Raw genomic sequence first — 18,775 nt, 5'->3', positions numbered from 1 at the left:
CTTCTACACATAAGCCTCACATTATCCTCCAATGAAAATGCCCGCCGGATCACGGCGGGCAATCAAAGGGAAATGCGGCTTGCCGAGTGAGCTTATTCGGCGGCCTCATCCACCTGGAAATTGACGGCGCGTGCGGGAACGACCGTGGAAATGGCGTGCTTGTACACCATCTGGGTAACGGTGTTGCGCAACAGAACCACATACTGGTCGAACGATTCGATCTGCCCTTGAAGCTTGATGCCGTTCACCAAATAAATGGACACGGGCACATGCTCTTTGCGCAGCGTGTTCAGGAACGGATCTTGCAGAGTTTGCCCTTTATTGCTCATTGGCCAGGCTCCTTTTGTTATGAGTTGCGACGCCCGAAATAATCAGGCGTCGGTTTCTTACTCTACAGGGTTTTCCCGAGCCGTGCCACTCGCAACAACCATCAAACTGCCACTAGACTTTTCAGGCCGTTCCAAGGACAACGAAGCTTTGGAGCACCCCGGTCACGCAAGCAACTCGGACAAAGCCTTGACCAGCAGCGCGCATTCCTCGTCGGTGCCGATGCTGATGCGCAGGTATTGGTCGATGCGCGGTCGGCGGAAATGGCGCACCAGAATGCCGTGCTCGCGCAGGCCGGCCGCCAGCTTGGCGGCGTCGTGATCCGGATGGCGGGCGAAGATGAAATTGGTCAGGGATCTGGGCGCCTCAAAGCCCAGCTTGCGCAGCGCCGCATCCAGCTCGTCGCGGGTCTTCATGACGGCCCGGCGGGTCTGCTCGAAGTGGTCGGTATCCTCGATCGCCGCGGCGGCGCCGATCTCGGCCAGGCTATCCACGGGGTAGGAATTGAAGCTGTCCTTGACACGGTTCAGGCCTTCGATCAGCTCGGGGCTGCCGATGGCGAAACCCACACGCAGGCCCGCCAGGGCGCGCGACTTGGACAAGGTCTGGACGACCAGCAGATTGTCGTACTTGGAGGTCAGCGGCACGGCCGATTCGGCGCCGAAATCCACATAGGCCTCGTCGATGACAACCGCGCACTGCGGGTTGCCGGCCACGATGCGCTCGATTTCGGCCAGACTCAAGGCCCGGCCGGTGGGCGCATTGGGATTGGGCACGATGATGCCGCCCGCCGGGCCATGCGCGGCACCGGGCAGGAAGTCGGCCGGCTCGATGCGAAAGTCTTGCGTGACCGGAACGGGGGTGAAAGCAATGCCGTACAAGCCGCAATAAGTCGGATAGAAGCTGTACGAAATGTCCGGAAACAGCAGCGGTCGGGACTGGTGGAAAAAAGCGTTGAACGTATGCGCCAGCACCTCGTCCGATCCGTTGCCCACGAATACCTGTTCGAACGACACATCCAGCCTGGCCGAGACTGCGCGGCGCACGCGGTCGGACGTGAACGAGGGGTATAGCCGCAGATTGTCGTTGCACGCCTCGCGCATGGCCTGAAGCGCCTTGGGCGACGGGCCGTAGGGACTTTCGTTGGTGTTGAGCTTGATGACGTTCTGTTTCTTGGGCTGCTCGCCCGGCTTGTAGGGGTCGAGCTCGCTGACGAGCGGGCTCCAGTATTTACTCGTCATAATTCACTCGTCTACTTCTTGCCTTCATCATCGGCATAGGGGTTGCGCGATGACTTGAATTCGATCCGCAACGGCGTACCGGCCAGATCGAAGGCATTGCGAAAGCGCGTTTCGAGATAGCGCCGGTAGGTATCGGGTATGGCATCCAGGGCGTTGCCATGGATGATGACCAGCGGAGGGTTCTGCCCGCCCTGGTGAGCGTACCGCATCTTGGGCCGGAACATACCCTTTCTGGGCGGCTGCTGCTGCTCGATGGCAGCCTGCAGTTCGCGCGTGAGCCTGGGCGTGGACAACTTGGCGAAGGCCGCCGCATGCGCGGCGTGCACGGATTTGAGCAGCGGCTTGATGCCCTGCCCCTTCAACGCCGAGATGGTGTGCACCTTGGCAAACGACAGAAAACGCAGCTTGCGCTGGAATTCGCGTTCGATCCATTCGCGCTTCTCGGCGTCCAGACCGTCCCATTTATTGATGGCCACCACTACCGCGCGCCCGGTTTCGAGCACGAAGCCGGCGATGTGCGCATCCTGCTCGGACACCTCGGTCTGCGCGTCCAGCACCAACACCACGACGTTGCAAGCCTCAATGGCCTGCAGGGTCTTGATAACCGAGAATTTCTCGATGGCCTCGAAGACCTTGCCGCGCTTGCGCAGGCCCGCGGTATCGATCAGGGTGTAGCGTTTGCCGTCGCGTTCGAAATCGATCTCGATGGCGTCGCGCGTAGTACCGGGCAAGTCGAAGGCGATGACGCGTTCTTCGCCCATGAGGGTATTGATGAGCGTGGACTTGCCGACGTTGGGCCGGCCCACGATGGCCAGCTTGATGCGATGGTCGTGTCCGTCGCCCTCGCCTTCGGTCGCCTCCGGCTCGGCCTGTGCGGGCGCGACCAGACCTTCGAGCGCACGCTCGACCAGGTCGGCGATGCCGTCGCCGTGCGCGGCCGAGATGGGATGCGGCTCGCCCAGGCCCAGTTCGTAGAACTGCGCCTCGGCTTTGCCCGACATCATGCCCTCGGCCTTGTTCACCGCCAGCAACACGCGCTGCTGGCCCGACTTGCGCAGCAGGCTGGCGATTTCGTGGTCATGACCGTTGATGCCGGCCCGGGCGTCGACCAGGAAGACCACCACATCGGCCTCGGCGATGGCCTGCCGTGTCTGGCGTGCCATCTCGACCATGATGCCGCTCTTGGCCACTGGCTCAAAGCCGCCGGTGTCGATGACGATGAAAGGCGTCTCGCCCACCCGGCCCTCGCCATAGTGGCGATCGCGCGTGAGGCCCGAATAGTCGGCCACGATCGCCGCGCGCGAGCGCGTCAGGCGGTTAAATAGGGTCGACTTGCCCACATTGGGGCGTCCGACCAGGGCGATGACAGGCTTGAACGACACAAGTATTCCGATAAAACGATCAATTTTCCGCCGGGCCGCCCCAAGGCAAATACGGCCGTCTTGGGGGATGAGCCTGGGTACGGCAAAGTCCGCAAGAACGGCGCCGTGCCTGACGAATCCCAGCGGCATGCAGGCCGCGAGGTGGACAGCAAGCCCAAAACGCGGCCTGAAGACTCATCACTTAGCGTTGATGAGGACGAGATTGCCGCTGCCCGTCTGCACCAGCACGCCCTGGGGTACGGCCTGCGGCGTGGACAGCACAGCATCGCCACCTACCGACAGACGCGCCAGCAGATGGCCGTCGGCCGTGGACAGGAAGTGCACATAACCCTGATAGTCACCCATCGCGATGGCGTTGCCCACGACGGCGGGCGCGGTCAGGCCGCGATTCTTCAGGGCCGACTGCGTCCAGAGCGGTGCGCCGGTTTGCAGCGAGAAAGCCTGGACCGTGGAATGGATGCTGGGCGCGTAGATCGCGTTCGCATCCAGGGTCAGGCCGGTGGAACCATCGAAATCCTTGGCCCAGACCAAGCGCATGCCTTCGCTCACGTTAAAGCAGGCAACCCGGCCCTGATAGGCCACGGCGCACAGCAAGGGGCCCGACACCACCGGGCGGCCCACCACGTCGGTCAGGCGCTCGAGGTCGGTCGTGCCCTTGGGCGTGGCGACAGAGCCTTCCCAATGGACCAGGCCGTTCTTGGTGTCGATGATCATCAGTTTGCCACCAGGCATACCGGCGATGACCCAGCGATCTGTCACGATCATCTGTGAGGTGGTGCGCAAGGACAGCGCCGGGCCGGGGCGTTGCACGCTCCAGATGCGCTCGCCCGTGTTCTCGTCGAATGCCTGGATGCGATAGTCGCCGCTGCGCACCACGACGATACCCGCGCCCACCACCGGCGGAATGTTCACATTGCTGGTGGCCTGAGCTTTCCACTTGATTTTGCCCGTGTCGTCCAAAGCGATCACCTGGCCCGATTCGGTCGCCACGACGGAAACGGAACCGTCGCTGCCGACACCTGCCGTCAGCTTGGCGCCGGCCGATCCGCGCCACACCACGCGGCCAGTGGAGACATCCACCTTGGCGACCGAGCCATCGGGCGTGGCCGCATAGACGGAATCGCCCACTACCGCGGGGGTGAAGCCCAGACCCGATCCGCTGCCGATCGAGACCTGCCAGGCCTGGCGCACCGCCAGGCCTGGCGCGTATTGGGTTAGCGGCGCGGGATCGTAGCGATGATCCTGTGAAGAAAACAGCGAACAGCCGGCCAGGGCGGCCAGGCAGGCAATCATGGCGCCGCGCAACACGCGGCTACGGAAAAGGCGCATCACTATCAGGCTCCGCTCAAGGCATCAAGTTTCAGTTGAATGATCTGCTTTAACGCATCACCGGCCGGCATGGCCGCCAATGCGCTTTGCCAGGCCGCGCGCGCATCGTCGCGCTTGCCCTGTGCAGCCAGGATATCGCCGCGGCGATCAGCGAACAGGGCGGCAAAAGCCGCCGGCGGATCGGCCAGTTGGGCAAGCGCCTGGTCGTATTGTTTCTGGTCGAGCAGCAGGCCGGCCAGACGCAGCCGCGCCACCGGCTGCAGCGCGGAATGGCTCTTGCTGGCGGCAAGCCATTGGAGCTCGCGCTGCGCGCTGGCGTAGTCCTTCTTCTCTTGCAGGGCTTGCGCGGCGATCAGCACGCCGCGGGAAGCGTAGGCCGTGCTGCCGTAGTCGTGGCGCAGCGTGTCGGATGCCGCCTTGATGCGCGTGGTGGCATCCGCACCGTCCGGGCCATTCACGCCGCGCGCGGCGTCTTCGAGCGCCTCGAAATAGCCCATGGCCTGGTTGGCGCGGTAGCCCTGGTAGCCGCGCCAGCCAGACCAACCGGCCACCGCCAGCGCGACGACCACCACCAGCGCCGTGACCAGGGTGCCATAGCGCTCCCACCAAGCCTTGAGCGCTTCGAGTTTTTCCTGCTCTTCGAGATCGTATGCCATTGCTGCTGCCTATCCGTTACTGACTTTGCGTCTTTATTTCGTACTCAATGCTGCGCCGACAACCTCGGCCAGACGATCCAGCGCAATCTGCTGCTGAGCGCTTTCCTGCTCGATTGCGCCGCGCAGGAACTTGACGCCGGCCGTCCGGTTCGCGACTTCGTCGCTGCCAAGGATAACCGCAACCCGTGCGCCACTCGCATCGGCCCGTTTGAACTGCGACTTGAAACCGCTCGATCCCGCATGCACCACGACGGAAAAACCGGCATCGCGCAAGGTCTCGGCGGCCTGGGCCGCCAGGCGCTGCGCCTGGTCGCCCTGATGCACCACGTAGACGTCGCACTCGGGCTCGCACGCCGGCTGCCGGCCTTCGTCGGCCAGGGTCTGCTCCCACAGGTCAAGCAGGCGCTCCATGCCGATGGCAAAACCGACTGCCGGCGCGGCCTTGCCGCCCAGCAGTTCGATCAGTCCGTCGTAGCGGCCGCCGCCGCAGACCGTGCCCTGCGAACCCAGGCGGTCGGTCACCCACTCGAACACCGTGAGGTTGTAGTAGTCCAAGCCCCGCACCAGACGGGGATTGAGGCGGTAGTCAACGCCGGCATCGACCAATCGCTGGCAAACACCGTCGAAATGCGCGCGCGACGCCTCGCCTAAAAAGTCGAACAGGCGCGGCGCGCTGTCGGCCATCTCCTGCATGGCGGCATTCTTGGTATCCAGTACCCGCAGGGGGTTGGTGTAAAGGCGGCGCTTGCCGTCCTCATCAAGGATGTCCCGGTGCTTTTCCAGGTGTGCGATCAAGGCGGCGCGATGCGCGGCGCGCTCGACCGGCTGGCCCAGCGAGTTCAGTTCCAGGCGCACGTCGGTCAAACCCAGGCGCTTCCAAAGACGCGCCAGCATGACGATGAGTTCGGCGTCAATGTCAGGGCCGGCCAGACCCAGCGCTTCGACGTCGATCTGGTGGAACTGGCGGTAGCGGCCGCGCTGCGGACGCTCGTGGCGGAACACCGGGCCGATGGAATAAACACGATGTGGGCGGTCGTAGAGCAGATTGTGCTCGATGCTGGCGCGCACGATACCGGCCGTCATCTCGGGGCGTAGCGTAAGCGACTCGCCGTTGAGCGAATCGGTGAAGGTGTACATCTCCTTTTCGACAATATCGGTGACTTCGCCGATGCCGCGCGTGAACAGGCGAGTGTGCTCAAGCACAGGCGTGCGCACATTGCGATAACCGTAGCCTCGCAGCCAGTCGCGCACGAGATCCTCGAACCGCTCCCAGCGCGCGCTGTCGCCGGGCAGAAGATCGTTCATGCCGCGTATGGCGGCGATTTTCTGAAAAGCTTGCGTCATTTCTCATGCGGCCCGGGCTGCGCGCCATGACGCACCGCCCGAGCCTGATCCTGGTTTCTTTTAATGATGGGCCTGTACGCCGCCATAGCGGCGCGCCACGTAATCTTCGACAATGGCCTGGAATTCTTCGGCGATATGGTCGCCCTTGAGCGTGACCGTGCGCTCGCCGTCGATGAACACGGGCGCGGCCGGCACTTCGCCCGTACCGGGCAGGCTGATGCCGATATCGGCATGACGGCTCTCGCCGGGGCCGTTGACCACGCAGCCCATGACGGCCACATTCATGCTCTCGACGCCCGGGTATAGCAGGCGCCACACCTGCATCTGGCGGCGCAAATAGCTCTGAATGCTGTCGGCCAGCTCCTGGAAGAAGGTGCTGCTGGTACGACCGCAACCGGGGCAGGCCACCACCATCGGTGTGAACGCGCGCAAGCCCATGGTCTGGAGGATTTCCTGCGCCACCACAACCTCGCGGCTGCGATCGCCGCCCGGCTCGGGCGTAAGCGAGATTCGAATGGTATCGCCGATACCCTCCTGCAGCAGCACGGCCAGCGCGGCGGTGGAAGCCACGATGCCCTTGCTGCCCATACCGGCCTCAGTCAGGCCCAAGTGCAGCGGATAGTCGCAGCGCGAGGACAGGTCGCGGTAGACGGCAATGAGGTCCTGCACGTGGCTGACCTTGCACGAGAGGATGATGGCATCGCCGCGCAGGCCGAGTTCTTGCGCGCGGCGGGCATTGCTGATCGCCGACACCACCAAGGCCTCGCGCATCACGGCCTGTGCTTCCCAGGGCTGGGCGCGGCGGCCGTTTTCGTCCATCATGCGGGCCATCAGCTCGTGGTCTAGGCTGCCCCAGTTCACGCCGATGCGCACCGGCTTGTCATAGCGGCAGGCGACCTCGATCATCTGCGAGAAATTGTCGTCGCGGCGCTTGCCCCCGCCCATATTGCCGGGGTTGATGCGATATTTGGACAGCGCCTGCGCGCACTCGGGAAATTGCGTGAGCAGCTTGTGGCCGTTGTAGTGAAAGTCGCCCACCAGCGGTACGGACATGCCCATGCGGTCGAGCTGCTCGCGGATGGCGGGCACCTCGCGCGCCGCTTCGGGCGTATTGACGGTGATACGCACCACTTCGGATCCGGCCAGGGCAAGTTCTTTGACCTGGACCGCCGTGGCGATGGCGTCGGCCGTATCGGTATTGGTCATGGACTGCACCACCACCGGTGCCCCCCCTCCTACCGGGACCACGCGATCGCCCCAGCGGATATTGACAGCGCGCGTGACGCGCCGCGCAGCCGCCCCGACGGGGGGCGGTATGTCCTGACAAGCGAGGGAAGAGGCGTCTTGCATAGTCGGCGCTGGCCTAGCGATGGAAATAGTGCTTGATGCCGCTCAGGGTCAGCAGTTCCCTGGGCAGCCAGCCGCGCCAAAAAGCATAGGCCGCCACGGCGATGACGACCGCCAGGATGGTCAGCAGCCAGCCCCAGGGCATGGTCGACGGCGCGCTGGGCGAGTTTTCGCCGCCCACGGCCGCGCTGGCGCCCAGCTCGCGCCCGGTGTGCCGGTCCGCAACGGCCGCGTGTCCAGCCAGGGCGGCGATGATGGAATCGACATCGGTGCCGATCAGCTTGGCGTAGTTGCGGATCATGCCGCGCAAGGACACCCCGGTGGGCAGTTGCTCCCAGCGTTCTTCCTCGAGCGCCTGGAGCTGCCGGACCGAATACTTCAGGCGGGCCGAAACGTCTTCGAGCGAAATGCCGCGCGCAGTACGCGCATCGCGCAAGGAGCGGCCAACGTCCATGGCCTGCGGCGCCGCTTCGACGGTCGTGGGATCCTGCTGATTCATGCACTCACCTGTGTAATGGGTATGGTGCGCGCGCGGCGTTCAGCCACCCGGGTCCGGTCCTGGACCTCGCCGGCCAGCTGGCCGCAGGCGGCGGCGATATCATCGCCGCGCGTCTTGCGTACCGTAGTGATGATGCCGGCATCCATCAGCCGTTGGGCAAATACCCGCACGCGCACTTGAGGCGAGCGCTTCAGGCCGGATTCCGGGAAGGGATTGAACGGGATCAGATTGAGCTTGCAGCGCACCTGCCGCGCAATCTGGATAAGCTCCCGGGCATGCTGGTCGGTATCGTTGATGCCGTCGAGCATGCAGTACTCGAAGGTAATGAAATCGCGCGGAGCGAACTCGAGATAACGGTTGCAGGCCGCGAGTAGAACGTCCAGGGGGTACTTTTTATTGAGCGGGACGAGCTCGTCGCGCAGGCCATCGTTAGGCGCGTGCAGCGACACGGCCAGCGCTACGGGGCAGTCCTGAGAAAGACGATCCATCATGGGCACCACGCCCGAGGTGGACACCGTGACGCGCCGGCGCGACAGGCCGTAGGCGTTGTCGTCGAGCATGAGGCGCAGCGCCGGCAACAACTGGTCGTAGTTGAGCAGGGGCTCGCCCATGCCCATCATGACCACGTTGCTGATGACGCGCGGGTCCTCGACAGCGGCCTTGCCGGTGGCGGCGGGCAGGCGCGCCGAGCCTGCGTCGGCTTCGAGCACGCGGCGCGCCCACCAAAGCTGACCGACGATCTCGGCCGTGCTCAGGTTGCGGTTAAAACCCTGGTGCCCGGTGGAACAGAAACGGCAGTTGACCGCGCAGCCTGCCTGGCTGGACACGCACAGCGTGCCGCGATCGTCCTCGGGAATGAAGACCGTCTCGATGGCATTGCCCTGCCCCACGTCGAACAGCCACTTGCGCGTGCCGTCCGACGATCGCTGCTCGGTGCCGACCGGCAGCGCCTGGACGCTGCATCGCTCGGACAACTGGACACGGAAATCTCGTGCCAGGTCGGTCATGTTGTCGAACGCATCGACGCCGCGCTGGTGCACCCAGCGCTGCAGCTGCCGGGCACGAAACGGCTTGCCGCCCCATTGCCCGATCAGATCGGACAAGGCAGCGGCATCCAGGCCCAGCAGATTGATGCGTTCGTTTTCCATGGCGCATTCGTTTCCATGGTGCGTGGCCGCGCCGGCGGGCGGCGCATCCATACCCTGGAAAATCAACGGCTGCAGATGTTGATTTCGGGGAAGAAAAAGGCGATTTCGACAGCGGCGGTTTCAGGCGCGTCCGAACCGTGAACGGCGTTGGCGTCGATGCTGTCGGCAAAGTCGGCGCGGATGGTGCCCTTCTCGGCCTTCTTGGGATCGGTGGCGCCCATCAGGTCGCGGTTCTTCTGAATGGCGCTCTCGCCTTCGAGCACTTGCACGAACACCGGACCCGAGACCATGAAGTCGACCAGGTCCTTGAAGAACGGGCGGGCGCTATGCACGGCATAAAAGCGCTCGGCGTCGCCGCGCGAGAGCTGACGCATTTGGGCAGCGATGACCTTGAGGTCGGCGCTTTCGAAGCGCGCGACGATCTGGCCGATGACGTTCTTGGCGACGGCGTCGGGCTTGATGATCGAGAGGGTACGTTGGATGGCCATGGAAACTCCAATAAAAACAGGCACTTCTAAGCGGTTACAGTAACCCAGCATTCTAACATGCTGGAAAGAATCCAATACATCTTAAAATCACCGGTTTGCCCGAGCGCATATTCGGGCCCTGTTTTGCCGGAAACCTATCGCAATGACCCAAGCTGCCGAGTCCAACCACACTGACTACGCCCCTGAAAGCCCTGAGCTGGCCAAGAGCTTCGAGCCCGCACAGATCGAATCCCGCTGGTACGACCTGTGGGAAAAGCGCGGCTATTTCCAGGCAGGCCGCCACGTGGAAACCGGTGCTGGGGACAATTCCTATTGCATTCAGTTTCCTCCACCCAACGTCACCGGCACCCTGCACATGGGCCACGCGTTCAACCAGACCATCATGGACGGCCTGGTGCGCTACCACCGCATGTCGGGCGACGACACGGTGTTCGTTCCGGGCACCGACCATGCCGGCATTGCCACGCAGATCGTGGTCGAGCGCCAGCTCGACGCCCAGAAAATCTCCCGCCACGACCTGGGCCGCGAGAAGTTCGTGGAAAAAATCTGGCAGTGGAAGGAGCAGTCCGGCAGCACTATTACCGGCCAGGTGCGGCGCCTGGGCGCCTCGGCCGACTGGCCGCGCGAATATTTCACCATGGACGAGCGCATGTCGCGCGGCGTGGTCGAGACCTTCGTCAATCTCTACCAGCAAGGCCTGATCTACCGCGGCAAGCGACTGGTCAATTGGGACCCCAAGCTGCTGACCGCCGTGAGCGACCTGGAAGTGGTGTCCGAGGAAGTCGACGGCTTCCTCTGGCACATCGAATACCCCTTCGTCGACGGGCCGCAGACCATCGTCGATAAAGAAGGCAACACCGTCACCCTGCGCGGCATGACCATCGCCACCACGCGCCCCGAGACCATGCTGGCCGACGGCGCCCTGTGCGTGCATCCCGACGACGAGCGCTACAAGCATCTGGTGGGCAAGCGGGTCGAGCTGCCGCTGTGCGACCGCAATATTCCCCTCATCGCCGACGACTTCGTCGACATGAACTTCGGCACCGGCTGCCTGAAGATCACTGGCGCGCACGACTTCAACGACTACGCCTGCTCGCAGCGCCACGGTCTGCCCCTGATCACCATCTTCACGCTCGATGCGCATATCAACGAAAACGGCCCCAGACGCTTCCAGGGCCTGGACCGCGATGAGGCCCGCAAGGCCGTGGTGACGGCGCTGGAACAGGAAGGCTTTCTGGTCAGGACCGTGCCGCACAAGATGATGCAGCCCAAGGGCGACCGCACCGGCGTCGTGATCGAGCCCATGCTGACTGACCAATGGTTCGTCGCCATGAGCAAGCCGGCGCCCGAAGGCACCCTTAACCCGGGCAAGAGCATCACCCAGGTGGCGCTGGACGCCGTGGCCGGCGGCCGCATCGCCTTCTACCCCGAGAACTGGACGAACATTTACAACCAGTGGCTGGAAAACATCCAGGACTGGTGCATCTCGCGCCAATTGTGGTGGGGCCACCAGATCCCGGCCTGGTATTCGGAGGACGGCCGCATATTCGTGGCCATAAACGAGGAGCAGGCCATCGAGCAGGCCCGCGCCGCCGGCGTGACGGGTCCGCTCAAGCGGGATGAGGACGTGCTCGACACGTGGTTCTCGTCGGCGATGGTGCCCTTCACCACCCTGGGCTGGCCCGAGAACACGCCCGATTACCAGAAGTACCTTCCCTCCAGCGTGCTGGTCACCGGTTTTGACATCATTTTCTTCTGGGTCGCGCGCATGGTGATGATGACCCTGCACATGACCGGCCAGATTCCGTTCAAGCACGTCTACGTGCACGGCCTGATCCGCGATGCCGACGGCCAGAAGATGAGCAAGTCCAAGGGCAACACGCTGGATCCGGTGGACCTGATCGACGGCATCGACCTGGACTCGCTGGTGCAAAAGCGCACCTTCGGACTGATGAACCCCAAGCAGGCCGGCGCGATCGAAAAGGCCACGCGCCGCCAGTACCCCGACGGCATACCGGCCTTCGGCACCGACGCGCTGCGCTTCACCATGGCGGCCTATGCCACGCTGGGCCGCAATATCAATTTCGACTTGAAGCGTTGCGAGGGCTACCGCAACTTCTGCAACAAGCTGTGGAACGCCACGCGCTTCGTGCTGATGAACACCGAAGGTCATGATCTGCAAGACGCAAGCCAGACTTCCGAGCTGTCTTTCGCCGACAAGTGGATCGTGAGCCTGCTGCAGCGCCTGGAAGCCGAAGTCGCCAAGGGCTTTGCCGATTACCGCTTCGACAACGTGGCCAACGCGCTCTACCGCTTCGTGTGGGACGAGTACTGCGACTGGTATCTGGAACTGGCCAAGGTGCAGATCCAGTCGGGCACCCCGGCGCAGCAGCTGGGCACGCGCCGCACGCTGATCCGCGTGCTGGAAGTGGTGTTGCGCCTGGCGCACCCCATCATTCCCTTCATCACCGAAGAACTGTGGCAGAAGGTGTCGGTGGCGGCGGGCAAGCGCAAGGCGAGCGAGGCGGGCAGCGTGAGCGTGCAGCCCTACCCCGTGGCCAATCCGCAGGCCATCGATACCGAGGCGGAAGCCGCCGTGGCCGAACTGAAGGCGCAGATCGAGGCCGTGCGCGCGCTGCGCGGCGAGATGAGCCTGTCGCCGGCGCAGAAGGTGCCCTTGTTCGCCGAAGGCGACGCGCCGCTGCTCAAGCGCAATGCGCCCTACCTGGCCGCGTTGGCCAAGCTGAGCCAGGTCGATATTGTGGCGACACTGCCCGATGCCGGCGCCCCGGTGCAGGTGGTGGGCAAGGCGCGGCTGATGCTGCACGTCGAGATCGACGTGGCGGCCGAGCGCGCGCGCCTGGACAAGGAAATCGCCCGCCTCGAAGGCGAAATCGCCAAAGCCCAGGGCAAGCTGGGCAACGCCAGCTTTGTCGAGCGCGCGCCGGCCGCGGTGGTCGAGCAGGAAAAGCAACGCATGGCGGCATTCGGCGAGACGCTGGAGAAGGTGCGGACTCAGCGCGCGAAGCTGGCTTGATCGCTTGAGCTCTTTTTGAGGCAGGCGGGGCGGTCGTCAGACTGGCCGCTTCGCACTCACGGCGTGGCGGGCCTCTGCCGGCGTGCGCAGGCCGAGCATGGCCAGGGTCAGGTCGATTTCGTCCTTCAGCATGCCCAGCAAATCGACGGCGCCGGCTTCGCCGCCGGCCGCCAACCCCCACAAGGACAAGCGGCCCGTCATGACGGCCTTGGCGCCCAGACCGATGTATTTCAAGGCGTCGCTGCCGCGCATGACGCCGCTGTCGGCCAGGACTTCGAGGCCCTGCCCCACGGCTTGAACGATAGGCGCGAGGACGTCGGCCGGCGCCGGCGCGGCATCCAGATTGCGCGCGCCGTGCGAGGAGACGACGATGCCGTCGGCGCCAGCCTCGTGGGATTTGAGGGCGTCGGACACGCTGAGCACGCCCTTGATGACCAGCTTGCCTGGCCACCACTGCCTGAGCCGGCGTATGTCTTCCCAATCGAGCCGGTTTTCCAGACGGACCGCTTCGGCCACGGCGGGACGCGTCACGGCCGTGCGGAACGCTTCGGGATAGTGGCCGTAAGTGGGCATGCCCGCGGCAAGCACATAACGCAGCAGCACGCCGAACAGCCAGCGCGGATGCATCGCCACGTCCAGGCAGGCCCGCGCCGAGTAGCGCAGCGGAATCGAAAAGCCATTGCGGTCGTTGTATTCGCGCTTGGGCCCGAGCGGCGTATCGGCCGTCACCACGAGGGTGGTGGCGCCGGCTTGCTTCACACGCTGCAACAGGGCATGCGTCAGCTTGTGGTCCTTCCATACATAAAGCTGGAACCACAGCTGGGCATCCGGCGCGCCGGCGCGCACGGCTTCGATGGTCGTGACGGACTGCGTGGAAATGCAGACGGGAATGCCCAGGCGGGCAGCCGCCCTGGCCAGCTTGATTTCGCCGTCGTGCGACACCAGACCGGCCAGGGCGGTGGGTGCGACAACGAGCGGCATGCCGATTTCCTGCCCGAGCACCGTCGTCTTCAAATCGCGCTCGGCATGGCCGGTCAGTATCCGCGGCACCAGATCGATGGCCTCGAGGCTGCGCCGCAGCTTGTCCAGCCCAAGCTCGTCTTCCGTGCCGCGGTCGATGTATTCGAACAGGGCGCGAGGCAGGTACCTGCGCGCGGCCGCGCGATAGTCCCGCGCGTTCAGCAACTGAGCCATGTCGGTTTCCCTCGCCTATCGGCGATTAGATAAATTACATTACGATTAATTCGATCAGCATCTGATGACGTCCAATCCCGCCATGCCCAAAGCCAGCGCCGAATCGCCCCGCACGCCCAAGTCCGAGCAGTCCTCTCTCTTCATCGGCTCCACCGAAAAAACCTTCCGCGTCCTGCACGCGTTCGACGGCCAAAGCCGGCACATGACGATGATCGACATCGCGCGCGCGGCCGGCCTGGACCGCAGCGCCACGCAACGCGCCGTCTACACCCTCGAAGTGCTGGGATATCTGCAGCGCGTTCCCGAGACGCGCAACTACGCCCTCACGTCCAAAGTCCTGCAGTTTTCCTACAACTACATCCGCGCCAACGAGCTGATCGACAAAGCCTCTCCGTACCTGCTCGATCTGAGCCGCGAGCTGGGCGAAACCACGAACATCCAGGAAATGGACGGCCACGAGATCGTGTTCGTCGCCCGCTTCCCGGGCCGCCATCTGGTCAATATCGACATCGTCGTCGGCGCGCGCCTGCCCGCGATGTTCACGGCATCCGGCACCGCGATGCTGTCGCGCCTGCCTGAGCAGCAAGTCCAGGAGGTGCTGGCGCGAACCCGGCTCGAGCCCATGACCCATTTCACGGAGATCAATCCGCAGAAGCTGATGGAGCGCATCCGCGTCACCGCGCGCCGGGGTTACGCGGCCGTCGAGAACGAGACCGTGCTGGGAGACATCTCGATCGCGGCGCCGATCACCGATCACAACGGCCTGGCGGTCGCCGCGATCAACATCTCCGTCCCGACCACCCGCTGGACGATGGACCGCGTCGAGGCGGAACTGGCCAAGCACGTCCAGGTCGTCGCGACTTCCATTTCGAAATCGCGGTTCTCTTCGCTACGCTACTGACGGCCGGGCGGCCCGCGATCGGGCGGCCCGCGATCAGGCCCGCTGCTCGAATACAGCGAGCTGCTTTTTCAACTCGTCGCGCAGCCGCCGCGCCAGATCGGGATCGGGCCGCACCAGCGGCGCGAGCATATCCGGCGCGTCGACGCCGATCAGATCCATCACCGACTTCATCGGCCCCGGGTTCGTTTCGGCGAAGGCCATGGTCATCAGCGGGATCAGCTGCCGGTGGAGTTCGAGCGCTTGGGCGGTTTTTCCCTTGGAGGCCAATTGATGAATCTTGCGCCACGCGGTGGGCAGCAAGGTCGCCGTCACGACGATGCCGCCGCGGGCGCCCGCGGCGACGTGCAGCGGGAACAGGGTGTCTTCGCCGCTCAACACCGTGAACGATGCCGCGTCGACGCCGGCGATCGTGCGCAGGAAATGCCACATATCGGTATTGCAAGCCTTCATGCCGATGATGCGCTCGTGGCGCGACAGCTCATGCAGCACTTCGGGGTCGATCGCAATGCGGGTGCGATAGGGAATCTCGTAGATGAGGACGGGCAGCGGCGACTCGTCCGCATAGCGCATGAAATAGTCGCGGATGCCCTTCTGGGTCGGGTTCGTATAGTACGGCGTGAGCACCAGCAGGCCGTCCGCGCCCGCGTCGGCGAAGTCCCTGCCCGCCTGGATGGCGTCGTGATAGCCCGGATCGAGCACGCCGGCCAGGACGGGAATGCGTCCGTCCGCCTCTTCGGCCGTGACCGCGATCATCTTGCTGCGCTCGGCGCCCGACAACGCGCCGTATTCGCCCGTGCCTCCGAGCGGCAGGATGCCGTCTATGCCCTGTTTGAGCAGATAGCGCATCAGGGCGCGCGTCGCCTCGACGTTGATGGTGTCGTCGGAATGAACCGGCGTCGGGATGGCAGGAAAAATGCCCTGCAGGTTTTGCGAAGTCAGCATACGAATCTCTAGCGATGGGATGTTTCAGGAAGCCAGGCTGCGCCGGCGCAAGCGGTCCGCGACCGAAATCAGGATGAAGATGAAGAGGAACAGGCCGGTCGAGACCGCCGCGATGACGGGCGAAAGCTCCTGGGTGACCGTGTCCCAGAACTGCTTGGGCAGCGTCGTGCTCACGCCGCCCGACGAAAACAGCGCGATGGTCAGGTCGTCGAACGAGGTGGCGAACGCGAACAGGAAGGCCGACAGCAGGCCGGCGCTCAGGATCGGGAAAGTGATGCGCCTGAGCGTCGTGAACGGACGCGCGCCCATGCTCTGCGCGGCGAAATCGAGCCTGATGTCGTAGTTGCGCAAGACTGCCATCATGGTGATGACCACATAAGGCACTGCCACGACGGTATGCCCGAGCACCAGTCCGAGCGAAGTACCCACCAGGCCGATCCTGGCGAAGAAATAAAAGAGGCCGACGGCGAGAATCATGCGCGGCACGATGATGGGCGCCAGGATGAACGCCAGGATCGCGGCATTGCCGCGCAGGCCACCCCGCACCAGCAGAAAGGCTGCGGGCGTGCCGATCAGCATCGACAATACGCCCGTTCCGACGCCGACCACCATGGACCGCGCGATCGCGGACATCCACAGCGGCGAGTCGACGACCTGTTGGTACCACTGCCACGACACGCCGTGCGGCGGCCATGCGAGGCCCGGAACGGAGTCGAACGACAGCGGGATCATCAGGAACGCCGGGGCGCTGAGAAATACCACCACGACCAGCGCCACGACGCGCAGCGGCAGGCCGCCGCCTTGCGCGGCAAGCTTGCGCGATCTGGGCAGAAAGCGCACGACCAGGTCGGTCAGATTGCCCAGCCAGGCGAGCGTCAACTCGCCGAGCTTGCGGCTGGCACGCCGGTTGCCGCGCGCCGCGGTGGTGCCCGCGCTGCCGCCTGCCATCGTCGACAGGCCGATCAGGCGGTCGTAGACCACGAACACCGCCAGCACGACGACGAGCAGCAAGACCGAAATGGCGCCGGCAAAGCCCCAGTTGAGCGACTGCATGACCTGATCGATGATCAGCTGCGTGATCATCGTGTCGTGCCGCCCGCCGAGCAGAGCCGGAGTAATGAAGAAGCCGATCGCGGTCACGAAGACCATGAGGGCGGCGGACGCAACGCCCGGCAGCGAAAGCGGGAAATAGACCCGCCAGAAGACTGTTCCCGGCCGAGCTCCCAGGGTGGAGGCTGCGCTGGGCAGGCGCTGATCGATATTCTCCATCACCGAAAGCATGGTTAGTATGGCCAGCGGCATGAGTGCATGCACCATGCCGATGAGCACAGCGGGCAGGTTGTACAGCAGGTTCAGAGGCTGATCGACCAGGCCCAGCCGCGTCAGTATCCAATTGATCACACCGTGACGCTCGAGCAGAATCATCCAGGCGAACGTGCGCACCAGAAAGCTCGTCCAGAACGACAGCAGGACCCAGTACAGCACCCTGTTCTTGCGCTTGCCGGTCAGCTTGGAGATCAGCAGTGCGACCGGATATCCGATCAGCACGGAAAAAAACGTCGTCAGCAGCGAGATCTTCAGCGTGATCAGCAGAACCTCGACATAGACCGAGGAGGCGAACAGGCGCTTGTACTCGACAAGCGTGAAGCCGGTCTTGTCATGAATGCTCAAAGTCAGCAATTGGCCGACCGGATAGATCAGAAAAACCAGCAGCAGAATCACGATGGGCGCGGCCATCGCGATGTTCTTGCCGTTACGCGGGTAGAGGCGCGGCTTGGCCGGCGCGGTATCGGAAGAGGGTTTCATCGTCTACTCCGCGATGGCGACCGCATCCGCTTGCGCCCAGGACAGCCTCAGGGTCTGGCCGATCTCGTATCGGGCTCCGAGCCGATTGGTCGGAAAAGCGACGACGAGCGGTTGCGCCTTCGCCGCCGCCGACCGGAGATACAGCTTGGTCATGCCGCCCGTCACCATGACGTCGGTCAAGGTCGCGGGGATCTGCGCATTGCCCTGGACGGCATCGGGCCCGGCGGCATCGATCCGCATGTTCTGCGGGCGCAGCATGAGCTTCACGCTTGCGCCGGCCTTTACCTGAGGGTCGTAAACCATGGCGCGTCCGATGTCGGCGCCGTGCATGCTCACCTGCACCTCATCGCCTTCGCGCGCCGTCACCACCGCGTCCAGCAGATTGGATTCGCCCAGGAAATCGGCCACGAAGACGCTATTGGGCCGAAAATAGAGATCGGCCGGCGCGCCAAGCTGCGCGATCTCGCCCGCGTTCATCAGGCAGATGCGATCCGACATGGTCATCGCCTCTTCCTGGTCGTGCGTCACGTAGATGACCGTGGTGCCGAGATCGCGGTGGATGCGCTTGATCTCGATCTGCATGTGATCGCGCAGTTTCTTGTCCAGCGCGCCCAGCGGCTCGTCCATCAGAATGATGGCCGGCCGGTAGACGATGCATCGAGCCAGGGCGATACGCTGCTGCTGCCCGCCCGACAGCTCTCTGGGATAACGCCCTGCGACGTGCGGCAGGTGAACCATCTCCAGAGCCTGCGCCACTCGCTTGCGCGTCGACTCGGCGTCCACCTTGCGCATCTGCAGCGGAAACGCGATGTTCTCGGCGACGGTCATGTGCGGAAACAGCGCGTAATTCTGGAACACCATCCCCATGTCCCGTTCGCAGGGCGCGCCGTAGGTCACGTCGGCACCGTTCAGATGGATGCATCCCTCATCGGGCTGGGCCAGGCCGGCGATCAAACTTAGCAGCGTCGTTTTGCCCGATCCGCTGGGCCCCAGCAAGGTGAGAAATTCACCCTGCGCGACATCCAGGTCGGTCGGCGCAAGCGCCACGAAATCGCCATAGCGCTTGCACAGGCCGGTTATCTGAAGATTGGTGGCAGTCATGGAGATGGTGTCCGTCAAATGCAAGAAGCGCCG

The 18,775-nt window shown here is 64.1% G+C and carries 16 protein-coding genes; 2 read left to right on the top strand and 14 right to left on the bottom strand.

The features are described 5' to 3' along the window. Window positions 1-92: 92 nt before the first annotated feature. From hfq to ndk, 10 genes are all read right to left on the bottom strand, one after another. Window positions 93-329 carry an RNA chaperone Hfq gene (gene hfq / locus H143_RS0113835; protein WP_019938846.1) on the bottom strand — a complete coding sequence of 79 codons (237 nt, stop codon included), beginning with the start codon at window positions 327-329 and terminating at the stop codon, window positions 93-95. Window positions 330-491: 162 nt separating this feature from the next. After that, complete coding sequence (gene hisC / locus H143_RS0113830; protein ID WP_019938845.1) at window positions 492-1,568, bottom strand: histidinol-phosphate transaminase; 1,077 nt, start codon at window positions 1,566-1,568, stop codon at window positions 492-494. A gap of 11 nt (window positions 1,569-1,579) precedes the next feature. Next, window positions 1,580-2,950, bottom strand: coding sequence for a ribosome biogenesis GTPase Der (der, locus tag H143_RS0113825; RefSeq protein ID WP_019938844.1), 1,371 nt, complete (start codon window positions 2,948-2,950; stop codon window positions 1,580-1,582). A 177-nt stretch (window positions 2,951-3,127) separates the two neighbouring features. Next, the gene (gene bamB / locus H143_RS0113820) at window positions 3,128-4,282 is read right to left on the bottom strand and encodes an outer membrane protein assembly factor BamB (protein ID WP_026350057.1); all 1,155 of its coding nucleotides are present in this window, start codon (window positions 4,280-4,282) and stop codon (window positions 3,128-3,130) included. Window positions 4,283-4,284: 2 nt separating this feature from the next. Continuing rightward, window positions 4,285-4,935 (bottom strand): tetratricopeptide repeat protein, encoded by a 651-nt coding sequence (locus tag H143_RS0113815; RefSeq protein ID WP_019938842.1) that lies wholly within the window; start codon window positions 4,933-4,935, stop codon window positions 4,285-4,287. A gap of 33 nt (window positions 4,936-4,968) precedes the next feature. Beyond that, window positions 4,969-6,279, bottom strand: coding sequence for a histidine--tRNA ligase (gene hisS / locus H143_RS0113810; protein ID WP_019938841.1), 1,311 nt, complete (start codon window positions 6,277-6,279; stop codon window positions 4,969-4,971). Between the two features lie 60 nt (window positions 6,280-6,339). Next, complete coding sequence (gene ispG / locus H143_RS0113805; protein ID WP_026350056.1) at window positions 6,340-7,629, bottom strand: flavodoxin-dependent (E)-4-hydroxy-3-methylbut-2-enyl-diphosphate synthase; 1,290 nt, start codon at window positions 7,627-7,629, stop codon at window positions 6,340-6,342. A 13-nt stretch (window positions 7,630-7,642) separates the two neighbouring features. Further along, window positions 7,643-8,125, bottom strand: a complete 483-nt coding sequence (locus tag H143_RS20715) for a RodZ family helix-turn-helix domain-containing protein (RefSeq protein ID WP_019938839.1) — start codon at window positions 8,123-8,125, stop codon at window positions 7,643-7,645. Further along, on the bottom strand, window positions 8,122-9,273 hold the full coding sequence (gene rlmN / locus H143_RS0113795) for a 23S rRNA (adenine(2503)-C(2))-methyltransferase RlmN (protein ID WP_026350055.1): 1,152 nt from the start codon (window positions 9,271-9,273) through the stop codon (window positions 8,122-8,124). The genes H143_RS20715 and rlmN overlap by 4 nt, the downstream gene beginning before the upstream one ends. 62 nt (window positions 9,274-9,335) lie before the next feature. Beyond that, window positions 9,336-9,761 (bottom strand): nucleoside-diphosphate kinase, encoded by a 426-nt coding sequence (gene ndk, locus H143_RS0113790; protein WP_019938837.1) that lies wholly within the window; start codon window positions 9,759-9,761, stop codon window positions 9,336-9,338. A 142-nt stretch (window positions 9,762-9,903) separates the two neighbouring features. Here ndk and H143_RS0113785 point away from each other — a divergent pair, with 142 nt between their 5' ends. Continuing rightward, on the top strand, window positions 9,904-12,798 hold the full coding sequence (locus H143_RS0113785; RefSeq protein ID WP_019938836.1) for a valine--tRNA ligase: 2,895 nt from the start codon (window positions 9,904-9,906) through the stop codon (window positions 12,796-12,798). Between the two features lie 36 nt (window positions 12,799-12,834). On the opposite strand, the gene H143_RS20710 is transcribed toward H143_RS0113785, so the two are convergent. Then, complete coding sequence (locus tag H143_RS20710; protein WP_019938835.1) at window positions 12,835-13,992, bottom strand: alpha-hydroxy acid oxidase; 1,158 nt, start codon at window positions 13,990-13,992, stop codon at window positions 12,835-12,837. Window positions 13,993-14,056: 64 nt separating this feature from the next. Here H143_RS20710 and H143_RS0113775 point away from each other — a divergent pair, with 64 nt between their 5' ends. Continuing rightward, complete coding sequence (locus H143_RS0113775) at window positions 14,057-14,893, top strand: IclR family transcriptional regulator C-terminal domain-containing protein (RefSeq protein ID WP_019938834.1); 837 nt, start codon at window positions 14,057-14,059, stop codon at window positions 14,891-14,893. Between the two features lie 33 nt (window positions 14,894-14,926). Here the strand turns inward: H143_RS0113775 and dapA are convergent, their stop codons facing one another. The 3 genes from dapA to H143_RS0113760 are packed head-to-tail and all read right to left on the bottom strand — an operon-like array spanning window position 14,927 to window position 18,742. Continuing rightward, window positions 14,927-15,835 (bottom strand): 4-hydroxy-tetrahydrodipicolinate synthase, encoded by a 909-nt coding sequence (gene dapA, locus H143_RS0113770; RefSeq protein WP_019938833.1) that lies wholly within the window; start codon window positions 15,833-15,835, stop codon window positions 14,927-14,929. A 24-nt stretch (window positions 15,836-15,859) separates the two neighbouring features. Beyond that, window positions 15,860-17,641 (bottom strand): ABC transporter permease subunit, encoded by a 1,782-nt coding sequence (locus H143_RS0113765; RefSeq protein WP_019938832.1) that lies wholly within the window; start codon window positions 17,639-17,641, stop codon window positions 15,860-15,862. Between the two features lie 3 nt (window positions 17,642-17,644). Further along, window positions 17,645-18,742, bottom strand: coding sequence for an ABC transporter ATP-binding protein (locus H143_RS0113760; RefSeq protein ID WP_026350054.1), 1,098 nt, complete (start codon window positions 18,740-18,742; stop codon window positions 17,645-17,647). Window positions 18,743-18,775: the final 33 nt, after the last annotated feature.

It is taken from the genome of Bordetella sp. FB-8 (genome assembly GCF_000382185.1).
Lineage (GTDB): Bacteria > Pseudomonadota > Gammaproteobacteria > Burkholderiales > Burkholderiaceae_B > Bordetella.
The sequence above is the reverse complement of the archived record's forward strand: the minus strand, read 5'-3'. Positions and strand labels throughout refer to the sequence as shown.

Coding starts and splice junctions, on each gene's coding strand:
- H143_RS0113775 (WP_019938834.1), top strand. CDS start 14,057: ATGACGTCCAATCCCGCCATGCCCAAAGCCAGCGCCGAATCGCCCCGC.
- hfq (WP_019938846.1), bottom strand. CDS start 329: ATGAGCAATAAAGGGCAAACTCTGCAAGATCCGTTCCTGAACACGCTG.
- hisS (WP_019938841.1), bottom strand. CDS start 6,279: ATGACGCAAGCTTTTCAGAAAATCGCCGCCATACGCGGCATGAACGAT.
- H143_RS0113765 (WP_019938832.1), bottom strand. CDS start 17,641: ATGAAACCCTCTTCCGATACCGCGCCGGCCAAGCCGCGCCTCTACCCG.
- ndk (WP_019938837.1), bottom strand. CDS start 9,761: ATGGCCATCCAACGTACCCTCTCGATCATCAAGCCCGACGCCGTCGCC.
- H143_RS20715 (WP_019938839.1), bottom strand. CDS start 8,125: ATGAATCAGCAGGATCCCACGACCGTCGAAGCGGCGCCGCAGGCCATG.
- hisC (WP_019938845.1), bottom strand. CDS start 1,568: ATGACGAGTAAATACTGGAGCCCGCTCGTCAGCGAGCTCGACCCCTAC.
- rlmN (WP_026350055.1), bottom strand. CDS start 9,273: ATGGAAAACGAACGCATCAATCTGCTGGGCCTGGATGCCGCTGCCTTG.
- H143_RS0113760 (WP_026350054.1), bottom strand. CDS start 18,742: ATGACTGCCACCAATCTTCAGATAACCGGCCTGTGCAAGCGCTATGGC.
- dapA (WP_019938833.1), bottom strand. CDS start 15,835: ATGCTGACTTCGCAAAACCTGCAGGGCATTTTTCCTGCCATCCCGACG.
- H143_RS0113785 (WP_019938836.1), top strand. CDS start 9,904: ATGACCCAAGCTGCCGAGTCCAACCACACTGACTACGCCCCTGAAAGC.
- ispG (WP_026350056.1), bottom strand. CDS start 7,629: ATGCAAGACGCCTCTTCCCTCGCTTGTCAGGACATACCGCCCCCCGTC.
- H143_RS0113815 (WP_019938842.1), bottom strand. CDS start 4,935: ATGGCATACGATCTCGAAGAGCAGGAAAAACTCGAAGCGCTCAAGGCT.
- H143_RS20710 (WP_019938835.1), bottom strand. CDS start 13,992: ATGGCTCAGTTGCTGAACGCGCGGGACTATCGCGCGGCCGCGCGCAGG.